This window comes from Egibacter rhizosphaerae (assembly GCF_004322855.1).
In the GTDB taxonomy this organism is placed as follows: domain Bacteria; phylum Actinomycetota; class Nitriliruptoria; order Euzebyales; family Egibacteraceae; genus Egibacter; species Egibacter rhizosphaerae.
This window is the reverse complement of record NZ_CP036402.1, coordinates 471568-487427: the sequence shown is the minus strand read 5'-3', so window position 1 is coordinate 487427 and position 15860 is coordinate 471568. Positions and strand designations below refer to the sequence as shown.

The 15860-nt window shown below is 70.9% G+C and carries 12 protein-coding genes and 3 pseudogenes; 8 read left to right on the top strand and 7 right to left on the bottom strand.

Going from position 1 to position 15860, the window contains the following annotated elements:
• Positions 1–4 precede the first annotated feature (4 nt).
• Complete coding sequence (locus ER308_RS02295; protein WP_131153511.1) at positions 5–2119, top strand: DEAD/DEAH box helicase; 2115 nt, start codon at positions 5–7, stop codon at positions 2117–2119.
• A gap of 59 nt (positions 2120–2178) precedes the next feature.
• Here ER308_RS02295 and ER308_RS02290 read toward each other — a convergent pair whose 3' ends face one another.
• Together ER308_RS02290 and ER308_RS02285 are read right to left on the bottom strand one after the other, a co-directional pair.
• On the bottom strand, positions 2179–2517 hold the full coding sequence (locus ER308_RS02290; RefSeq protein ID WP_131153510.1) for a type II toxin-antitoxin system PemK/MazF family toxin: 339 nt from the start codon (positions 2515–2517) through the stop codon (positions 2179–2181).
• Positions 2501–2698, bottom strand: a complete 198-nt coding sequence (locus tag ER308_RS02285; RefSeq protein WP_131153509.1) for a hypothetical protein — start codon at positions 2696–2698, stop codon at positions 2501–2503. Before ER308_RS02285 ends, ER308_RS02290 begins: the two co-directional genes overlap by 17 nt.
• 194 nt (positions 2699–2892) lie before the next feature.
• On the opposite strand from ER308_RS02285, the pseudogene ER308_RS23025 reads away from it, so the two are divergent.
• A pseudogene (locus ER308_RS23025) lies at positions 2893–2949 on the top strand (hypothetical protein); the annotation flags it as partial.
• A gap of 20 nt (positions 2950–2969) precedes the next feature.
• Here the strand turns inward: ER308_RS23025 and ER308_RS02280 are convergent.
• Positions 2970–3245: pseudogene (locus tag ER308_RS02280) on the bottom strand (DDE-type integrase/transposase/recombinase); the annotation flags it as partial.
• 71 nt (positions 3246–3316) lie between these two features.
• Here ER308_RS02280 and ER308_RS23020 point away from each other — a divergent pair.
• The 3 genes and pseudogenes from ER308_RS23020 to ER308_RS02270 form a co-directional block, all read left to right on the top strand.
• Positions 3317–3532, top strand: a pseudogene (locus ER308_RS23020) (transposase); the annotation flags it as partial.
• A 38-nt stretch (positions 3533–3570) separates the two neighbouring features.
• Complete coding sequence (locus ER308_RS22205) at positions 3571–3855, top strand: hypothetical protein (protein ID WP_240731922.1); 285 nt, start codon at positions 3571–3573, stop codon at positions 3853–3855.
• A gap of 259 nt (positions 3856–4114) precedes the next feature.
• Positions 4115–7111: an AfsR/SARP family transcriptional regulator gene (locus tag ER308_RS02270; protein WP_165491752.1), complete on the top strand. Its 2997-nt coding sequence runs from the start codon at positions 4115–4117 to the stop codon at positions 7109–7111.
• A 23-nt stretch (positions 7112–7134) separates the two neighbouring features.
• On the opposite strand, the gene ER308_RS02265 is transcribed toward ER308_RS02270, so the two are convergent.
• The 4 genes from ER308_RS02265 to ER308_RS02250 all read right to left on the bottom strand — a co-directional run bounded on the left by ER308_RS02265 (position 7135) and on the right by ER308_RS02250 (position 12795).
• Positions 7135–7584: a cupin domain-containing protein gene (locus ER308_RS02265; protein ID WP_131153505.1), complete on the bottom strand. Its 450-nt coding sequence runs from the start codon at positions 7582–7584 to the stop codon at positions 7135–7137.
• A complete protein-coding gene (locus ER308_RS02260; RefSeq protein WP_131153504.1) occupies positions 7581–8648 on the bottom strand; it encodes a class I SAM-dependent methyltransferase in 1068 nt (355 codons plus the stop codon). The genes ER308_RS02265 and ER308_RS02260 overlap by 4 nt, the downstream gene beginning before the upstream one ends.
• A 496-nt stretch (positions 8649–9144) precedes the next feature.
• Complete coding sequence (locus ER308_RS02255; protein WP_131153503.1) at positions 9145–9351, bottom strand: hypothetical protein; 207 nt, start codon at positions 9349–9351, stop codon at positions 9145–9147.
• A 618-nt stretch (positions 9352–9969) separates the two neighbouring features.
• Positions 9970–12795, bottom strand: a complete 2826-nt coding sequence (locus tag ER308_RS02250) for an AfsR/SARP family transcriptional regulator (RefSeq protein ID WP_205745848.1) — start codon at positions 12793–12795, stop codon at positions 9970–9972.
• A gap of 361 nt (positions 12796–13156) precedes the next feature.
• On the opposite strand from ER308_RS02250, the gene ER308_RS02245 reads away from it, so the two are divergent.
• From ER308_RS02245 to ER308_RS02235, 3 genes are read left to right on the top strand one after another with little or no spacing between them, the layout of a single operon-like run.
• Positions 13157–13864, top strand: a complete 708-nt coding sequence (locus ER308_RS02245) for a DUF4386 domain-containing protein (RefSeq protein WP_131153501.1) — start codon at positions 13157–13159, stop codon at positions 13862–13864.
• Positions 13861–14598, top strand: coding sequence for a DUF4386 domain-containing protein (locus tag ER308_RS02240; protein WP_131153500.1), 738 nt, complete (start codon positions 13861–13863; stop codon positions 14596–14598). The genes ER308_RS02245 and ER308_RS02240 overlap by 4 nt, the downstream gene beginning before the upstream one ends.
• Complete coding sequence (locus ER308_RS02235) at positions 14595–15593, top strand: NAD(P)-dependent alcohol dehydrogenase (protein ID WP_131153499.1); 999 nt, start codon at positions 14595–14597, stop codon at positions 15591–15593. Before ER308_RS02240 ends, ER308_RS02235 begins: the two co-directional genes overlap by 4 nt.
• Positions 15594–15860: the final 267 nt, after the last annotated feature.

Here is a 15860-nt window from a genome sequence, read left to right as displayed (position 1 = left end):
CGCGATGACCGACTCACTCGACCGTGGGAACCTGGAGCCGGCCGTCGCGCACCATGTCGCGAACACGCTGGGATGGCCGTCGCTGCGGCCGCTGCAGCGTGAGGCGATCGCGCCTCTGCGGACCGGGTCGCACGCGCTGCTGCTCGCCCCGACCGCGGGTGGCAAGACCGAGGCGGCGGTGTTCCCGCTTCTGTCCCAGATGCTCGATGAGGACTGGCGCGGTCTGTCGGTCCTGTACGTGTGTCCGTTGCGTGCGTTGCTCAACGACCTGCACCAGCGCCTCGAACGGTTCGCCGGACTGCTCGGTCGACGTGTCGGGTTGTGGCACGGCGATGTCGGCCAGTCGGCCCGGCGGGCGATCCGCGACGATCCGCCCGACGTGCTGCTGACCACCCCGGAGTCGCTCGAGGCGATGCTCGTGTCGACCAAGACCGACGAGGAGGACGTGTTCCGCCACGTCCGCGCGGTCGTTGTCGATGAGGTCCACGCGTTCGCGGGCGACGACCGGGGGTGGCACCTGCTCGCCGTGCTCACCCGGATCGAGCGGCTGACCCCCTATGCGGTGCAGCGGATCGGCTTGTCGGCGACGGTCGGCAACCCCGACGAGCTGCTGGGCTGGCTCACCCGAGGTGGCGCTGAGGCACCTCGGCAGGTCATCAACCCGGAGCCGGTCGGGCCAGCCGTGACGCCCGAACTCGTCGTCGACTACGTCGGCACGCTCGAGAACGCGGCGCTGGTGATCTCGCGACTGCACCGCGGGGAGAAGCGGTTGGTGTTCGCCGACAGCCGCGCCCGCGTGGAGCAGCTCGGCCACGAACTTCGACGACTCGGGGTGCAGACGTTCCTGTCGCACGGCTCGCTGGGACGGGATGAGCGCCGCCGCGCGGAGGCCGCGTTCGCCGAGGAGTCTGACTGCGTGATCGTGGCGACCAGCACGCTGGAGCTCGGGATCGACATCGGCGACCTCGATCGGGTGATCCAGATCGACGCCCCCTCCACGGTGGCAGGCTTCCTGCAGCGCCTGGGTCGCAGCGGCCGCCGCACCGGGGCCCAGCGCAACATGCTGTTCCTCGCCACCGACGAGGCCTCCCTGCTGCAGGCGGTCGCCCTGCTGCGGCTGTTTGAGCGTGGCTTCGTCGAACCCCTCGAGCCGCCTGCCCTGCCATTGCACCTCGTGGCGCAGCAGGCACTCGCGATCGTGCTGCAAGAGCAGGGGGTCGGTCGGCACACGCTCCTCGTCCGGCTCGGCGCGCCGTTCGTCTTCGGCGACGAGGTGCGCGCCCATGCCGACGAGGTGCTCGACCACCTCATCGCCGACGAGTGGCTGCACGACGACGGGGGACTGCTGGGGATCGGTCCTGCAGGCGAGGACGCGTTCGGGCGCCGCCACTTCCTGGAGCTGCTCTCGGTGTTCAGTTCCGCGCCCGAGTTCGCGGTGTTGTGGGGGCAGAAGGAGCTCGGCTCCGTTCCCGACAGCACCCTGCTGCTGGCCGAACAGCAACGCCGCGTCATTCTTCTCGCCGGGCAGTCATGGTTCGTGCGCCACATCGACTGGGACCGTCGCACGGTCACCGTCGAACCGAGCGAGCAGCGAGGCATCGCGGGGTGGTTTGGTGGCGCCCGGCCCCTGCATGCCGAGCTTTGCCGCAGCATCCGCGAAGTGCTCTGCGGGGACACCCCGGAGCACGTCCATCTGAGCGACCGGGCTCAGGCCCAATTGGCTGCGGCGAAGGAGGAGTTCTCGTGGCTGCGACCCGGGGAGACCGCGCTCGCGGCCGGCGACGACGGCGTGACGCGCTGGTGGACGTTCGCGGGGCTGATCGCGAACCTCTGGCTCGCTGAAGCCTTGGCCGGACTACGCGAGTCAACCGGCGCGCGCCACAACCTCCGCCTGCGCCTGGCCAGCGATGTCTCAGCTGCCGAGCTCCGGAACGTGCTCGCCCAGGTCGACCTCTCCAAGATCTCGATCGGTGAGCAGCTGAACCGTGCCGGTCTGCAGACGATCAAGTTCGCCGAATGCCTCCCTGACCATCTCGCCATGCAGGTGCTCGAAGCCCGGTTCGACGCGCGCGCGAAGGCGCGCCGCGCGACCGAAGAGGTCATTCACGAACTTCGTTGAGCCAGGTCCGCCCGCGACGAGGATGGGGTCAGCGGTCCGGGCGCAGGGGGATTCTCTTCCTACAGGTCGAGCAACGTGGCGATCGTGTCGCGGACCTGCGCGAGGGTCACCGGGCCGACGTTGCCGAGCGCGCGGTCGATCCGCTGGGAAGCGACAGCTCGCAGGTGCTGGCACTGGGCTGCCGAATCGACATCCAGCCCGTTGGTGGGATCAGCTGGCACGGTGACTTCCGTCGCGTACCCGCGCACGGTGCTGCTCACCGGGACGACCTGGACGACGCTGGGCCTGTGCAGGAGGACGCGATCAGCGGTGACGATCACCGCAGGGCGTCGGAGACCGGCTTCGGCGCCCGCTGGAACGCCGAGATCGACCTCGACGACGTCACCGGAGGTCGGCATCCAGCCACTCGCGCTCGACGTCGGTTAACGGTTCGGTGAGTTGCTGACCCATCCGCTCTTGCCGCAACAGCCGCACCCCCCGAGCGACGGCCTCAGAAACGGTGATGCCGCGTTCTTGGGCGAGACGGCGTACTTCTTCATGGGTCGCGCGATCGATCCGCACGGTCGTGGTGTCGCTCATACGAGGATCGTACCCCGTGTAGACGGATCCGTCTACACACACTGTGGCTCGACCCTACCCGGCTTGGGCCGTGTTAGCGCGGTCGGCTTTGGGATGTAGGAGCGCATGGGTGCTTGCCTTGTGGACGGTCGGGTCCGTCCTCTGGGGGTTGACGTAGCCTGGAGGGAGCAGCGGCGCGGTCGAGGGAGGGCGGTATGCCGGTCGATCATGACGCGTTGATCGTGCGTGACCCGAATGTCTGCCATGGCCAAGCGACCATCAAGGGGACGCGGGTGGCGAAGAAGCTTTCGACGGCGGCGTTGTCCCAGCAGCGTCCGGCACGCCCGGCCGAGGGCCGCAGCCCGTGGGCGTGCAGGCGGGCCTGGTAGGCACCGGCGAGATATTGCGATCCGAGGTCGGAGTGGTGGATCGCGCCGGGGGCGGGGTCGCGGCGGGCCAGGGTCATGTCGAGTGCATCGAGGGCGAGCTCGGTGCGCAGGTGATCTGCCATGGACCAGCCGACCACGGCGCGGCTGGCGGCATCCATGACCACCGCGAGGTACAGCCACTGATGCTCCCCCGATTTCGTGGACACCCCGGCGCTTGGGACGATGAATCCTGGGCAAGGAGGTTTCCGCGATGGGCTATCGACCCCCGTACAGCGATGAGTTCAAGCAGCGCGCGGTGCGGCTGGTCACCGAGATGGGCATGACCCCGGCGCAGGCGGCGCAGGACTTGGGTTGTTCGGCGCAGGCGATCCGCGACTGGCGCAAGCAGGCCGCGATCGATGCGGGCGAGCGCGACGGGATCACCAGTGACGAGCGCGAGCGGCTGCAGACCGAGAACGCCGAGCTGAAGCGGCGCAACGAGCAGCTCGAGCAGGATACGTCCCGGTGCTCCTGCAGGACTTGCAGGAGCTCATGGCCTACGAGGGCCCCCAGCCGGCCGACCCATCGGCGCTCGCAAAGGTCACCGCGCCGGTCCTGCTCCTGCGGGGCCAGAAAACCTTGCACGGCACCTTCTTCGCCGACTCGGAGCAGCACGTCGCCCAGCACGTTGCCGACCCGCACGTCCGCGAACCGCTGCCGGGGCTTGGGCACTCTGCCCCGGTGCTCGCACCCGGGCCCGTCGCCAAGGAACTGGTCTCCTTCTTCGAATCGGTCCGGCAATCGGCCTGACCGGGCACGTAGCTCCGCCGGGGGGTCACCGACGTCGGTGACTGAGGTCAGCGCGTCGGCCTCTCCTTCGCCGGGTGGGGGCTGCATGATCATCGTGTCGCCAACGGTGCAGTCGGGGCCGCAGTGAGCGCGGTCGCGGCGTCGGCGGTCCGCCCCGCGTGAGAGCGGTGTGCTGTCCCCTGCCCGCGCCGTCGCCGATGGGGCCGAAGGCGTTGCTAGCCTGCAAGGCCTTCGTACGGGCTGGTGTGGAGTGACAGCGGTGAATGGCTCCGCGGCTGTGGGCAGTGGGGACGGGGTCGAGTTCGGGCTCCTGGGACCGTTGCGTGTGCGGGTGGGTGGCGCGGAGGTGGCCGTGGGGTCGGTGCGTCAGCGGGCGTTGCTGGCCGCGCTACTGGTGGCCGGCGAGTCGGTGGTCTCGGCCGACCGGCTCGTGGAGTCGGTATGGGACAGACAGGCGCCGCAGGATCCCGATCAGGCGTTGCAGACGCACGTGTCTCGTCTGCGCAGGGTGCTCGAGCGAGCGGCCGGTGAGGGCGCGCGTGATCTGCTGGTGACCCGGCCGCCTGGGTATGCGCTACTGGTGGCGGTGGACCAGGTCGATGCCCGTCGGTTCGAGCGCCTGGCTGACCAGGCCCGTGCCGCCGACAGCCCCGCGGAGGTGGTGGAGCTGGCGGACCGGGCGCTGGGGTTGTGGCGGGGCTCGCCGTTGGCGGAGTTCGATCGGGAGTTCGCGCGCGTCGAGGCAGCACGGCTGGAGGAGCGCCGGCTCGGTCTGCTCGAGGCGCGGGCCGAGGGGCTGCTGGCGCTGGGCAGGCCGGGGGAGGTCGTCGCCGAGCTGGAGTCGCTGGTCGACGCGCATCCCGTTCGGGAGCAGCTGCACGCGTGGCTCATGCTCGCGTTGTATCGCTGCGGCCGCCAGGCGGAGGCGTTGGGGGTCCACCGTCGGCTGCGCGACCGGCTGGTGGAGCAGCTGGGGGTGGAGCCCTCGCCGGCGCTGCGACGCTTGGAGCAGGACATCCTGCAACAGCACGACGCCCTCGCCGGCCCGGCACCATCCGCGGTGTCGCCGCACACCGGTCTCGCGGACCGGGGTGCTTCGCGGTTGCCGGTGGAGGTCACGAGCTTCGTCGCCCGGGAAGGCGACGTGGAACGGGTTGGGGCTGCGCTGGGCAGGGCGCCGCTGGTGACCCTGATCGGGCCCGGGGGAGTGGGCAAGACGCGGCTGGCGTTGCGGGCCGCGCACGAGGTCGCCATGCGCTTCGATGACGCGGCGCGGCTGTGTGACCTGGCGGCGGTCGAGGACGCCGGTGCGGTGCCTGCCGCGGTCGCGGGGGCGCTCGGGATACAACCCCACGGCTCGCAGGACCTGGATGCTGCGGTAGTCGCACACCTGCGCGGCCTGGAGTTGCTGTTGCTGCTCGACAACTGCGAGCACGTCCTCGACGGCGCCAGCCGGCTGGTCGACCGCATCGTGCGGGCATGCCCGCATGTCCGGGTGCTGGCTACGAGCCGGCAGCCGCTCGGTGTCGTCGGCGAGCAGGTGTGGCCGGTCGCGCCGCTCGAGACGGCGGCAGCCGGCGACCCGTCACAAGCGCCTGCGGTCGAGCTGTTTCTGCGTCGGGCGGAAGCCGCCGAGCCAGGGGCGGTCTTCGACGACGACGTAGAGGTTGTGGCCGAGATCTGTCGCCGGCTGGACGGGTTGCCGTTGGCGATCGAGCTGGCCGCGGCCCGCATACGCTCCATGACGCCGGTGGACATCACGGCGCGCCTGGATCGTCGCTTCGAGCTGCTTGCCAGCGACACGCCGACCGCCGATGCGCGCCATCGGAGCCTGCAAGCCGTCGTCGACGTGTCCTACGCGCTGCTGTCGCAGGCGGCGCGGCGGCTGTTCGACCGGCTCGCGGTGTTCGTGGGCGGGTTCACCTTGGACGCCGCGGAGCAGGTGTGCGCCGATGACGTGCTCCCTGTCGACGAGGTGGCGGCCCGGCTGGGCGAGCTCGTGGACCACTCGCTCGTGGTGGTCGAGCGCCGGCGTGAACGCGCGCGCTACCGGCTGTTGGAGACGCTGCGCGCCTACGCGGAGGCGCGGCTCGTTGCGCAGGCAGCGTTGGCAACGTGGAAGCAGCGGCACGCCGCCTACTGCTCGGGGCTGGCCGAGCAGGCTGCAGCCGGCGTCGTCGGATCCGACGAAGCCAGGTGGGTGGTGCTGTGCGACGCCGAGCTTGCCAACCTGCGAGCAGCGCACCGGTGGGCGCTCACCGCCGGACACGTCGACGTGGCGCTGCGTTTGCCGGCCCTGCTGCACCACTACGCCTACTTCCGGTTGCGCGACGAGGTGTTCCGCTGGGCCGAGGAGGCGGCCGCGCGGCCGGAGGCGTCAGACCGTGCGGACTATGCCCCTGCCCTGGCAGCGGCGGCAGCCGGCTGCGTGCACCGCGGTGAGCTCGACCGCGCCAGCGGCTACCGCGACGAGGCGCAGCTGGCGGCGTCGACCGCCGCTGAGCTCGCGCGGTTGCGCGTCCTCGAGCTCGAAGCCGACATGACGCTCTACCGCGGGCTGCTCGACGACGTCGACCGTCTCGCACAGGAGGTGGTCACCGCCGCGCAGGCGCTTGACCGCCCATTCGAGGAGGCGATCGGGCACCTCCACGCCGTGCTCGCAGCCGCCTACGGCGGGCGGACCGACGACGCGATGGCTCGGTTCGCCCACGGCTGGGCGGTGGCCGAGGCCACCGGCAGCCCGACCATGCACGCCTCGTATCGCATGCTCGAGGGCGAGCTGTGGCTCGACGCCGACCCCGAGCGGGCCGCAGCGGCGCTCGCCGAGGCGGTCGACGTTGCCGGGTCGGTCGGCAACTGCTTCGTCGAGGGTGTCGCGCGGGTGTCCCTGGCCTCGTTGCACGCCAGGCGCGGCGAGGCTCCCCACGCGCTGGCCAGCTTCGCCGACAGCGTCGCCCACTGGCGCCGGTCCGGAGACTGGGTGCACCAGTGGACCACGCTGCGCAACCTCGTCGTGCTCCTCGTCCGCTTGGGTGTCCACGAGCCGGCCGCCGTGCTCCACGGCGCGATCGCCAGCGCCAGCAGCGGCGCGTCGGCCTTCGGCGCAGATGCCGAGCGGATGGCGGCCGCCGACGCGGCCGCGCGGGAGTCGCTGGGACCCCAGCGGCACGCGACCGCAGCCGCCCGCGGTCACGCCATGGACGACCACGAGACGGTCGCCTACGCGCTGGCCGTCATCGAGCGGCTGGGGGGCTGACGGCGCCGGCCAGGACCCCTGAGTCAGACGATCCACCGTGCGCCGTATGCGGCAGCGATCCGCACGAGGTCGTCGGGGCCCACCTGCCCGTCCCGGTCCGCTTGACAGAGGTCGCGAAAGAACCCCTCGAACCCGGCAGGGGAGAACATGGAGAGCACCCGGCCAGAGCGGGGAACGACGCGCCGCTGCGCGTGGGGGACCCCTCGGGGGCCGAACACGAGGTCGCCGGGTCCGGCCTCGATCTCCCGGTCGCCGACGGTGAACACGTGCTCGCTCTCGAGGACGTAGAAGGCCTCGTCGTGGTGATCGTGGATGTGCAGCGGCGCGTCGACCGCGTCGATCTCCTCCACGATCGAGAACGCGCCACCGGTTGACGCAGCCGACGCCCGGATGACGAACGTCATGCCGGCGTAGCGCAGGCGTTCGCCGCCCCCGGCGTCGACCTTGTGGGCCAGCTCGGCGCGCGGGCTCATGGCCGAGCCTCGAACACGAGATGCACCGGCGTCTCGGCAGCACGGCGGAACCGCGAAAACCCCGCCTGCTCGAACACACAGCGGCTTTCGGCCTCGCCCGCCTGGGCGCCGAGTGCCATGCCGCCAGGCTGCGACAGGGCGCCCGGCGTGCACACCAACGTGGACATGCCGTAGCCGACCCTGCCGAGCGGGTTGAGGTTGTCCTCGACGCGGTCTGCGGCGTAGGGCTCGACGAGCAGCACCGTCCCGTCACCGGCCAGCCCCTGCCGCGTGTGCGCGGCCGCCGCCACGGGGTCGCCCGTGTCGTGAAGCGCGTCGAAGAAGCACACAAGGTCGTAGCCCTCACCCGGGAAGTCGGTCGCCGAGGCGACCTTGAACTCCACTCGGTCGCCGACACCGGCCTCGACGGCGCGCTTGCGAGCGACCTCGACGGACGCCTCGTGGTAGTCGAACCCGACGAGCTCCGCGTTCGGGTAGGCCTGCGCGAGCAGGATCGTGGTCACCCCGTGCCCGCAACCCACATCAGCCACCCGTGCCCCGGCCTCGAGCCTGGCCTCGACCCCGTCCAGAGCCGGGATCCACACCGGCACGAGGTTGGCGCGGTACTGGGGCGCGAAGAAGCACTCGGTCGCCGCGAACAACAGCGGGTCCTGCTCGTGCCACCCCACGCCCTCACCGGTCTGGAAGGCGCGCTCCACCCGGCCGTGGACCGCCCAGGTCGCCGCCATCGTGTCGAACGCACCGGCCATGTAGGCCGGGCTGTCCTCGTCGGCCAGCACCAACGCGTGCTCGGCCGGCAGCGCATAGCGAGCGGCGGCGGGGTCGTAGGTGACGTAGCCGCCGGCGGCCTGGTTCGCGAGCCACTCTCGCACGTAGCGCTCGACCGTCCCGGTGCGCTCGGCGAGCTCAGCGGGGGTCACCGGCCCGGCCCCGGCCATCGCCCGATACAGGCCGAGCCGGTGGCCGATGCGAGCCAACGCGCCGGACACCCCTGCGCCCAGATCGCCGATCACCTGACCGATGAACTGCGCAACTCGATCTTCATCGAAGCCGTTGGTGGACATAGCCGTTCCCTTTCCCTTGTGCCGATCCGACGGGAACGACCGTCGCAGGGCGCCCTGTCACCTCAGTGGCATCCCACTGTCACCGTCTGGCACCCACCAACACCGGCGGCTGCCGCTGCATACAGCGGTGCAAGAGCTTCGCAAGGACGGGCATGCCACCGGAGTAGTGGCCCTACCGCCGATATCGCGTAGCGGCAGAACCGCCGCAGGACCGTATCGGGACATCCGCCGTAGGTCCGCATCGGGAGGCCGCCTCTGATCCGAGCTCGATAGCTTCGTCGATAATGTGCTGCGGCTGATTCCGCACGTTGAGAGGTCGCCGCGCCCGTATGTCCGTGGCGGCTGCGGGGCGACAAGCGGGCAAGCCGGCGGTGGCAGCGGGCTCGCAGAAGCGAGCGGGAGATGGAGGGCCCTATCACGCTCCATGGCACGACGATTCTCGTGCCGTGTCCGTTGCCCCGGAGTCCGAAAATGGGGGCATGACGGGGGAGAGGCGTTAAGCGGTGCGGACTACTTCACCAGCGAGGCCACGAACCGCCTCGTGGAGTTCGTCGACGTTGCCGGTGAGATCGATCGCGGCGACGTGGATGGTCGCGTTGAGGTGGCGCAGGGTGTATGCGCGAGAGGTCTCGTTCTCGGCAGCGTACACGAGCCAGCAGCGGGGCAGCTCGTGTGCAACGCAGTAGGCCAGCGCCTGGTACATGTCGCCGCTGGGGCCGGTGAGTCCGGCGAGCGACTTGTACTTCGCGTCGAGCGCTGCGCGAATCGCCCCGTCGCGTCGTCCGCCACTGGGGAGATCTCACGTCCGCCCGTGGGGAGATCCAAATGTCCGTTGATGCGGCAGCGGACGTGGGGTCGACGGCAGCCACGGGTGACGGCACCGTCGCGACCGGCGTCGCCTGGGCACCACCGCACGGTCTGCACCGCGTCGAGGTGTCGGTCGACGGGTCGCCCTGGCTGGCCACAGAGCTCGCTACCGAGCTCGCGCCGGCGAGCTTGCGACGCTGGCGAGCGCGGATCGACCGGACCTCTCGGGGCGGTTTGCTGCGTGCGCGTGCGGTGCCACGGGTCGGTGCGCCCCAGGGCGGCCGGGCTTCACGTCCCTTCCCCTCCGGGACCGACGCCTACCACGCACGTCGGTTGCCGTAAGGGGGGTGGCGGGGACGCGCTGCACGGCACGATCGTGTCGGCACCAGCGGTTCCCCGGCCGCGGGGTGATGTCGCGCGGTTCAGATCCAGCCTGCTTCACAGGCCCGGTGGGCGGCATGGCGGCTGGGGCGTCGAACCCAGACGAGCAGGTTGTCGACGGTGCGGTGGGACGTCAGACGACCGGGGAGTCCCGCGCCAGCTCGTCGAGCGTGTCGCGCATGACGAGCAGCGCGTTGTGGGCGTCGAGGTTGCGGTCCTGGCCTGGGGCGAGGGCGGGGTCGGCGTCGATCGTTCGGACGGCGTCGGCGATGAGGGTCTCGCGGGCCAGCGCACCGAAGTCGCCCGTGGTGTCGAGGTAGGCCAGCACGCGCGCTGCTTCGGCACGGCGGTCGAGCGCGACCATCATGGTGATGAACTCGACGGAGACCATCCGGGTGACGTCGGTGTAGTCGGTGTCGAGCAGCTCCTCGACGTGTTCTCGCAGCATCCTCACGGCCAGCGGTCGGTGCCCCTGGTCGAACACCGCCCGCGCCTCCATCGGCTGGCTCACCCGATAGGTCCCGGAGGGGGTGTCGATGCGCGCCGACTGGGTGAAGATCCGGGTGGCGTCGGAGTGGCGACCCGCGAACTGCGCCGCGTAGCCGCGCAGGCCCAGCGCGAAGTACAGGAATGTCGGTGGGCCGTGCGCCCGGTAGCGCTCCGCCATCTCTGAAGCTAACGCATCGAGCTCGGCGAACCGTCCCCGTGTCATCAGCCCGGCTCCGACGCCGGCGATCTCCACCAGGTCGGCCGCGTGGTCCTCGCCGTGTGCGCGCAGCCAGGCGACGGCCTCCAGAGACGATTCGTGTCCGTATGGGCTGTCGTCGTACATGTAGGTGTGGGTGAACCGGAGCACGGGGTGGTTGGTGTGCCCGTGGCGGGTCACGACCCGCTCGTAGGCTTCGTGGTCGTCGGCCTGTGCGCGGCGGTCGGCTGCCCACAGCAACCAGAACACGACGGCGGCCTCGTCGTCTGGCGGTGTGAGGTCGAGGATCCGCTCGGCCCAGTCGCCGATCTCGGCCTGCCGGCGCAGGTTCACCTCCGGGGCGACCGGGCGGACCAGAGCGTCGGCCAGCTGAACGTCACCGGTTGTGCACGCCCAGTCGAAGGCAGCTCGTAGGTTGGACCACAACTCTGCCAGCTGGGCGACGCCCTCGACCTCGCCGTGGCCGGTGAGCAGCTGCTGGATGCGGACGACCTCCCCGCGACACCATCGTGCGTGCCGTGCGGCGACCTGGTCCACCGCGCCGTGCGCGGCGAGCCGCTCGGATGCGAACTGCCGAAGGGTTTCCAGCAACCGGAACCTGCGGCCGAAGGGGCCCGCTTCGACCGTGACCATCGACCGTTCCACCAGGTCGCTGACGAGGCGGTCAGCATCGACGGTGTCCAGCTCCGGGGCGGCCACCGCCTCGGCCGCGGCCAGGTCGAAGGGTCCGGCGAACACTGCCAGCCGATCGAACGTGACCTGCTGCGCCGGTGACAGCAGGTCGTAGGACCACTGCACCGTGGCCTGAAGCGTCCGGTGCCGCTCGGCTACTGGCCGGCCGCTGCCCAGCAGGCGCAGGTGGTCGTCGAGCCGGAACCGCAGCTGGGCAGGGGTCAGGGTCCGCGAGAGCGCGGCCGCCAGCTCGACCGCCAGTGGCAGGCCGTCGAGTTGTCGGCAGACCTGTTCGATTTCGGCGCGAGCGACGTGGAGGTCGAACGTCGCCCCGACCGCCCGCGCTCGGTCGGCGAACAGCTCGACCGCCGCCCCGGCGGGGTCGAGTGGGCCCACCGTGATCAGCTGCTCACCGGCGATGGCAAGGCCCTCGCGGGACGTGGCCAGCACCCGCGTGTCCGCACCGTCCTCGGCGATCGCACGCGCCAGCGCGGCCGCACCGTCGACCACGTGCTCGCAGTTATCCAGCACCAGCATCGTGTGGTGCGCGCCCAGCGCCGCGACGACCGATTCGGTCAGGGTCCGTCCCGCACCTCCGGTGACGCCCAGCGTCTCGGCCACCGCACGGGCCACCTCCCCCGAGCTGGCAATCTCGGCCAGCTCGACCAGCCAGACCCGCCGGCCGTTCGCCTCGGACCGGTGTGCGGCCGCCGCCGCGAGCGCGGTCTTACCAATCCCGCCGGGCCCGACCAGTGTCAGCACCTGCGACGCCTGCAGGGCGTCGGCGATCGCGTCCAACTCGGCGTCGCGGCCCACCAACCGTCCCGGCCGGTGGGGCAGGTTCCCGCGCCGTTGCGACGGGGACACCGGCGGTGGCTGGCCGCCTCGCAGCCCGGCGTCGTGGTCGAGGACCTGTGCCTCGACCTCGCGGAGCCGCGGTCCCGGTTCGACCCCGAGCTCGTCGACGAGGTGCTCGCGGGCACGTTGGAACGCCGCCAGGGCGTCCGCCTGCCGGCCCGCCCGGTACAGCGCCGTCATCAGCAGGGCCCACAGCTCCTCGCGGAACGGGTGGTCGGCGGTCAGCTCGGTCAGCGTGGCGATCGCCCTGGCCGGCTCGGCCCTCACGCGTCGGCCGAGGTCGTACTCGACGGCCCCCAGCCACTGCTCGACCAGCGCGTCCACGGCGGGCTGCAGCCTCGGGGCGTCCAGGCCCGCCAGTGGCATGCCGGTCCATGTCGCCAGCGCCGCATCGACCTCGCCGGCACCGACGTGGTGCCGGAAGCGGGCCACGTCGACCGCCCCGGGATCGAGGTCGAGGCGGTAGGCCGCCCCGGTGCGGACGATCGCGTCGGTGCCCAGGGCCTTGCGCAGCCGGGCGGCATAGCCCTGCAGGGTCTTGTCCGCCGTGCGGGGCGGGTCCTGGCCCCATACGACGTCGATCAGCCGGGGCACCGGTACCGCGTCGCCGACCGACAGCGCGAGCGTCGCCAGCACCGCCTGGCACTTGGCTGGTCCGACGTCCAGCGGCTCGCCGATGTCGGTGGTTGCCCGGACCCCGCTGAGCAGCTCGACCTGCACCACCGCGAATGCTCCTGCCACAGCGTCGAGGTCGCCCGCTGCCGTTCGACACCTCGATCGTTCGACCATCGTCGCAGAGTCGCACCCATCGGCGCACCACCTCGGCTCCACTCGTCTCCCACCGAGGCTCCACTCGCACGTGTCACCTTCCGGTCGTGGCCATCGACAGCGCGGCAGACCGCCACGCATCGACGACCACCCGCTCATGGCTCGCGGACCCCATCGGCCGTCTCCGCCGGTCTGGCGAGCAGCCCGACACCCGTGGAGGTGCACCATGAAGAAGGCAACCGTACGAGTACCCGCGCCGCACCTCACTGAGGATGCACTATCGCCCGACGGGGCATCCACCGGCGCAATCTGGTCGATGCGCAGCGCCAGCCTCACCGCCGGGGCCGGACTGCTGCTGATGGCAGCGCTGTCAGGCTTCGGCCTCATCATCGTCGTGGAAGGGCTTGTGACACCGGGCGATGCCACACAGACCACCATCGACATCCTGGCGTCCGAGGGGCTGTTCCGCGCCGGCATCGTCAGCGTCTTCGGCGTGATCGCACTCGACGTCGTCGTCGCCGGCGCGCTCTACCGGGTGTTCCGCCCGGTGAGCCGACACCTGTCGGCGCTCGCGGCAGGGTTCCGGCTGGCTTACTCCGCGGTCTTCCTCGCTGCGGTCGGCCACCTCGTCGCCGCGCTGCGCCTGTTGGGCAGCCAGGGGCCTCTCCCAACCTTCAGCACCGAGCAGGTCCACGCCCTGGCCATGTCGCGGATCGGCACGTTCGACGCCGTCTGGGACGCCGGCATGGTGCTGTTCGGCCTGCACCTGCTCATCGTCGGCCACCTGGTCTACCGGTCCGGCTTCCTGCCGCGGCTGCTGGGGCTCCTGCTCACCGTCGCCGGGGTCGGCTACGTCTTCGACAGCGTCGCCACCGTGCTCTCCGGCGGGTCCGTACCCGAGGTCGGAACCTACACGTGGATCGGTGAGCTGCTCCTGGCGGTCTGGCTCGTCGTCCGTAGCCGACAGATCGCCTCGAACGAGAACCCGGTCCGCGACAACTGCCCGACGGGAGGCCACCAATGACCACCATGACCACTCCGACCGTCAATGAGACCACCCCGACCCCCGGCTCGACCAGGCGCACCGCGGTCCTGGTAGGTGTGCTGTTCCTGGCGGCCACGGGCACGTTCCTGGTCGCCGACGAACTCATCACCGGCGTGCTGGATCTGCCCGACTTCCTGACGAGCGCACCTGCACATGCCACCGCGCTGAGCGCCGGTGCGCTGCTGGCCTTCGTCGACGGGCTCGCCGTCGTCGGCATCGCCCTGCTGCTGTACCCGCTGCTCGAGCGCTACAGCCAACCCCTGGCCCTGGGCTACGTCGGCTTCCGGATCGCCGAGCTCGCCGCCATCCTGCTGTACCTGGCCACCCCCTTGCTGGTGTCCCAGATCGGTGGCGGGCTTGCCGACGGCACCGTCGACGCCGCCGCCGGCCAGCATCTCGGCGCGGTCTTCCAGGCGCAGTACGACGTGGCAATCGTCATGATCTACCTGTTCACCAGCGTGGCGGGAACGGTCCTGGCCGTCGCACTGCACCGATCTCGACTGATCCCACGTCCGTTGGCAGTCCTCGGCCTAGCCGGCTACCCGGTGCTGCTGGTGGGAACCGTCCTGCACGTCTTCGACCTGGCCGATGTCACCCAGGGGGCCGGGCTGCTCGCGGTCGCCCCCGGTGGGCTCTTCGAGCTGATCCTGCCGATCTGGCTCATCGTCAGCGGCTTCAGCCGGCCTCTGCGGCTCGGGAAGGGGACCGCATGAAGGCGATCGTGCAGGACACCTACGGCTCGGCGAACGTGCTCGAGCTGCGTGACATCGCTCGGCCCCGGGCCGCGGACGACGAGGTCCTCGTGCGCGTGCACGCGGCCGGCGTCGACCGAGGCGTGTGGCACCTGATGACCGGCCTGGCGTACCCGATACGTCTGGCCGGCTACGGGCTACGCGCACCGAAGACGCCGGTTCCCGGTATGGACCTCGCCGGCGTCGTGGAGACGGTCGGCTCGGACGTGACCCGGTTCCGGGCCGGCGACGAGGTATTCGGCGTCGGGAAGGGCGCCTACGCCGAGTACGCCCGCGCGCCCGAGGACAAGCTCGCGCCCGTGCCCGCCAACCTCACCTTCGAACAGGCCGGGGCGGTCGCTATCTCCGGCTCGACCGCCCTGCAGGCGGTCCGCGACCACGGGAAGGTCCGTCCCGGTCACCACGTACTCATCGTCGGCGCATCCGGCGGGGTGGGCACCTACGCGGTGCAGATCGCCAAGGCCTCCGGTGCGCACGTCACCGGCGTGTGCAGCACAGCCAAGACCGCGATGGTCGCCGACATCGGCGCCGACTGCGTCAGCGACTACACGCGAGAGGACTTCGCCGACGGCAACCACCGGTACGACGTCATCCTCGACATCGGCGGTAACACGTCACTGTCACGCCTGCGGCGGGCACTGACCGACACGGGCAGGCTCGTCATCGTCGGCGGCGAGGACGGCGGCCGCTGGCTGGGCGGTATGGACCGCGTACTGCGAGCACAGCTGCTGTCACCGTTCGTCCGCCAGACACTGGGCACGTTCATGAACCGCGAGAACCACGAGGACCTGCTTGCGCTCACCCAACTGATCGAGGCCGGCAAGCTCACCCCGCTGATCGACCGGACGTTCCCGCTCAGCGAAGCCCCGAGGGCGCTCCAGCACCTCGAGGACGGCCACGCCCGCGGCAAGATCGTCATCACCGGCCACGGAACGACTATTGCGGGCCATCGCTGAGCAGCAGCACAGACGCGGCATGCCGAGTCCCCGATGGCACGCGCACCGACAGTTCCTGACCGAATCGCAAAAGCCACCTCGGCCGACACGGGGCCTCGCCGGCCGGATCGGGCTGGCGGGGCGCGACAGACGACGAGGGGCTTGGGCAGTGGCACCAGTCGCTCAAAACGTATCCCGGGTCGATCCAGACAGGGACCGAGCCCCACCGTGGGGGCGAGCCACTGCCATCAAGATGGCACCATGGCACCATATCGATGGTGTCCACGT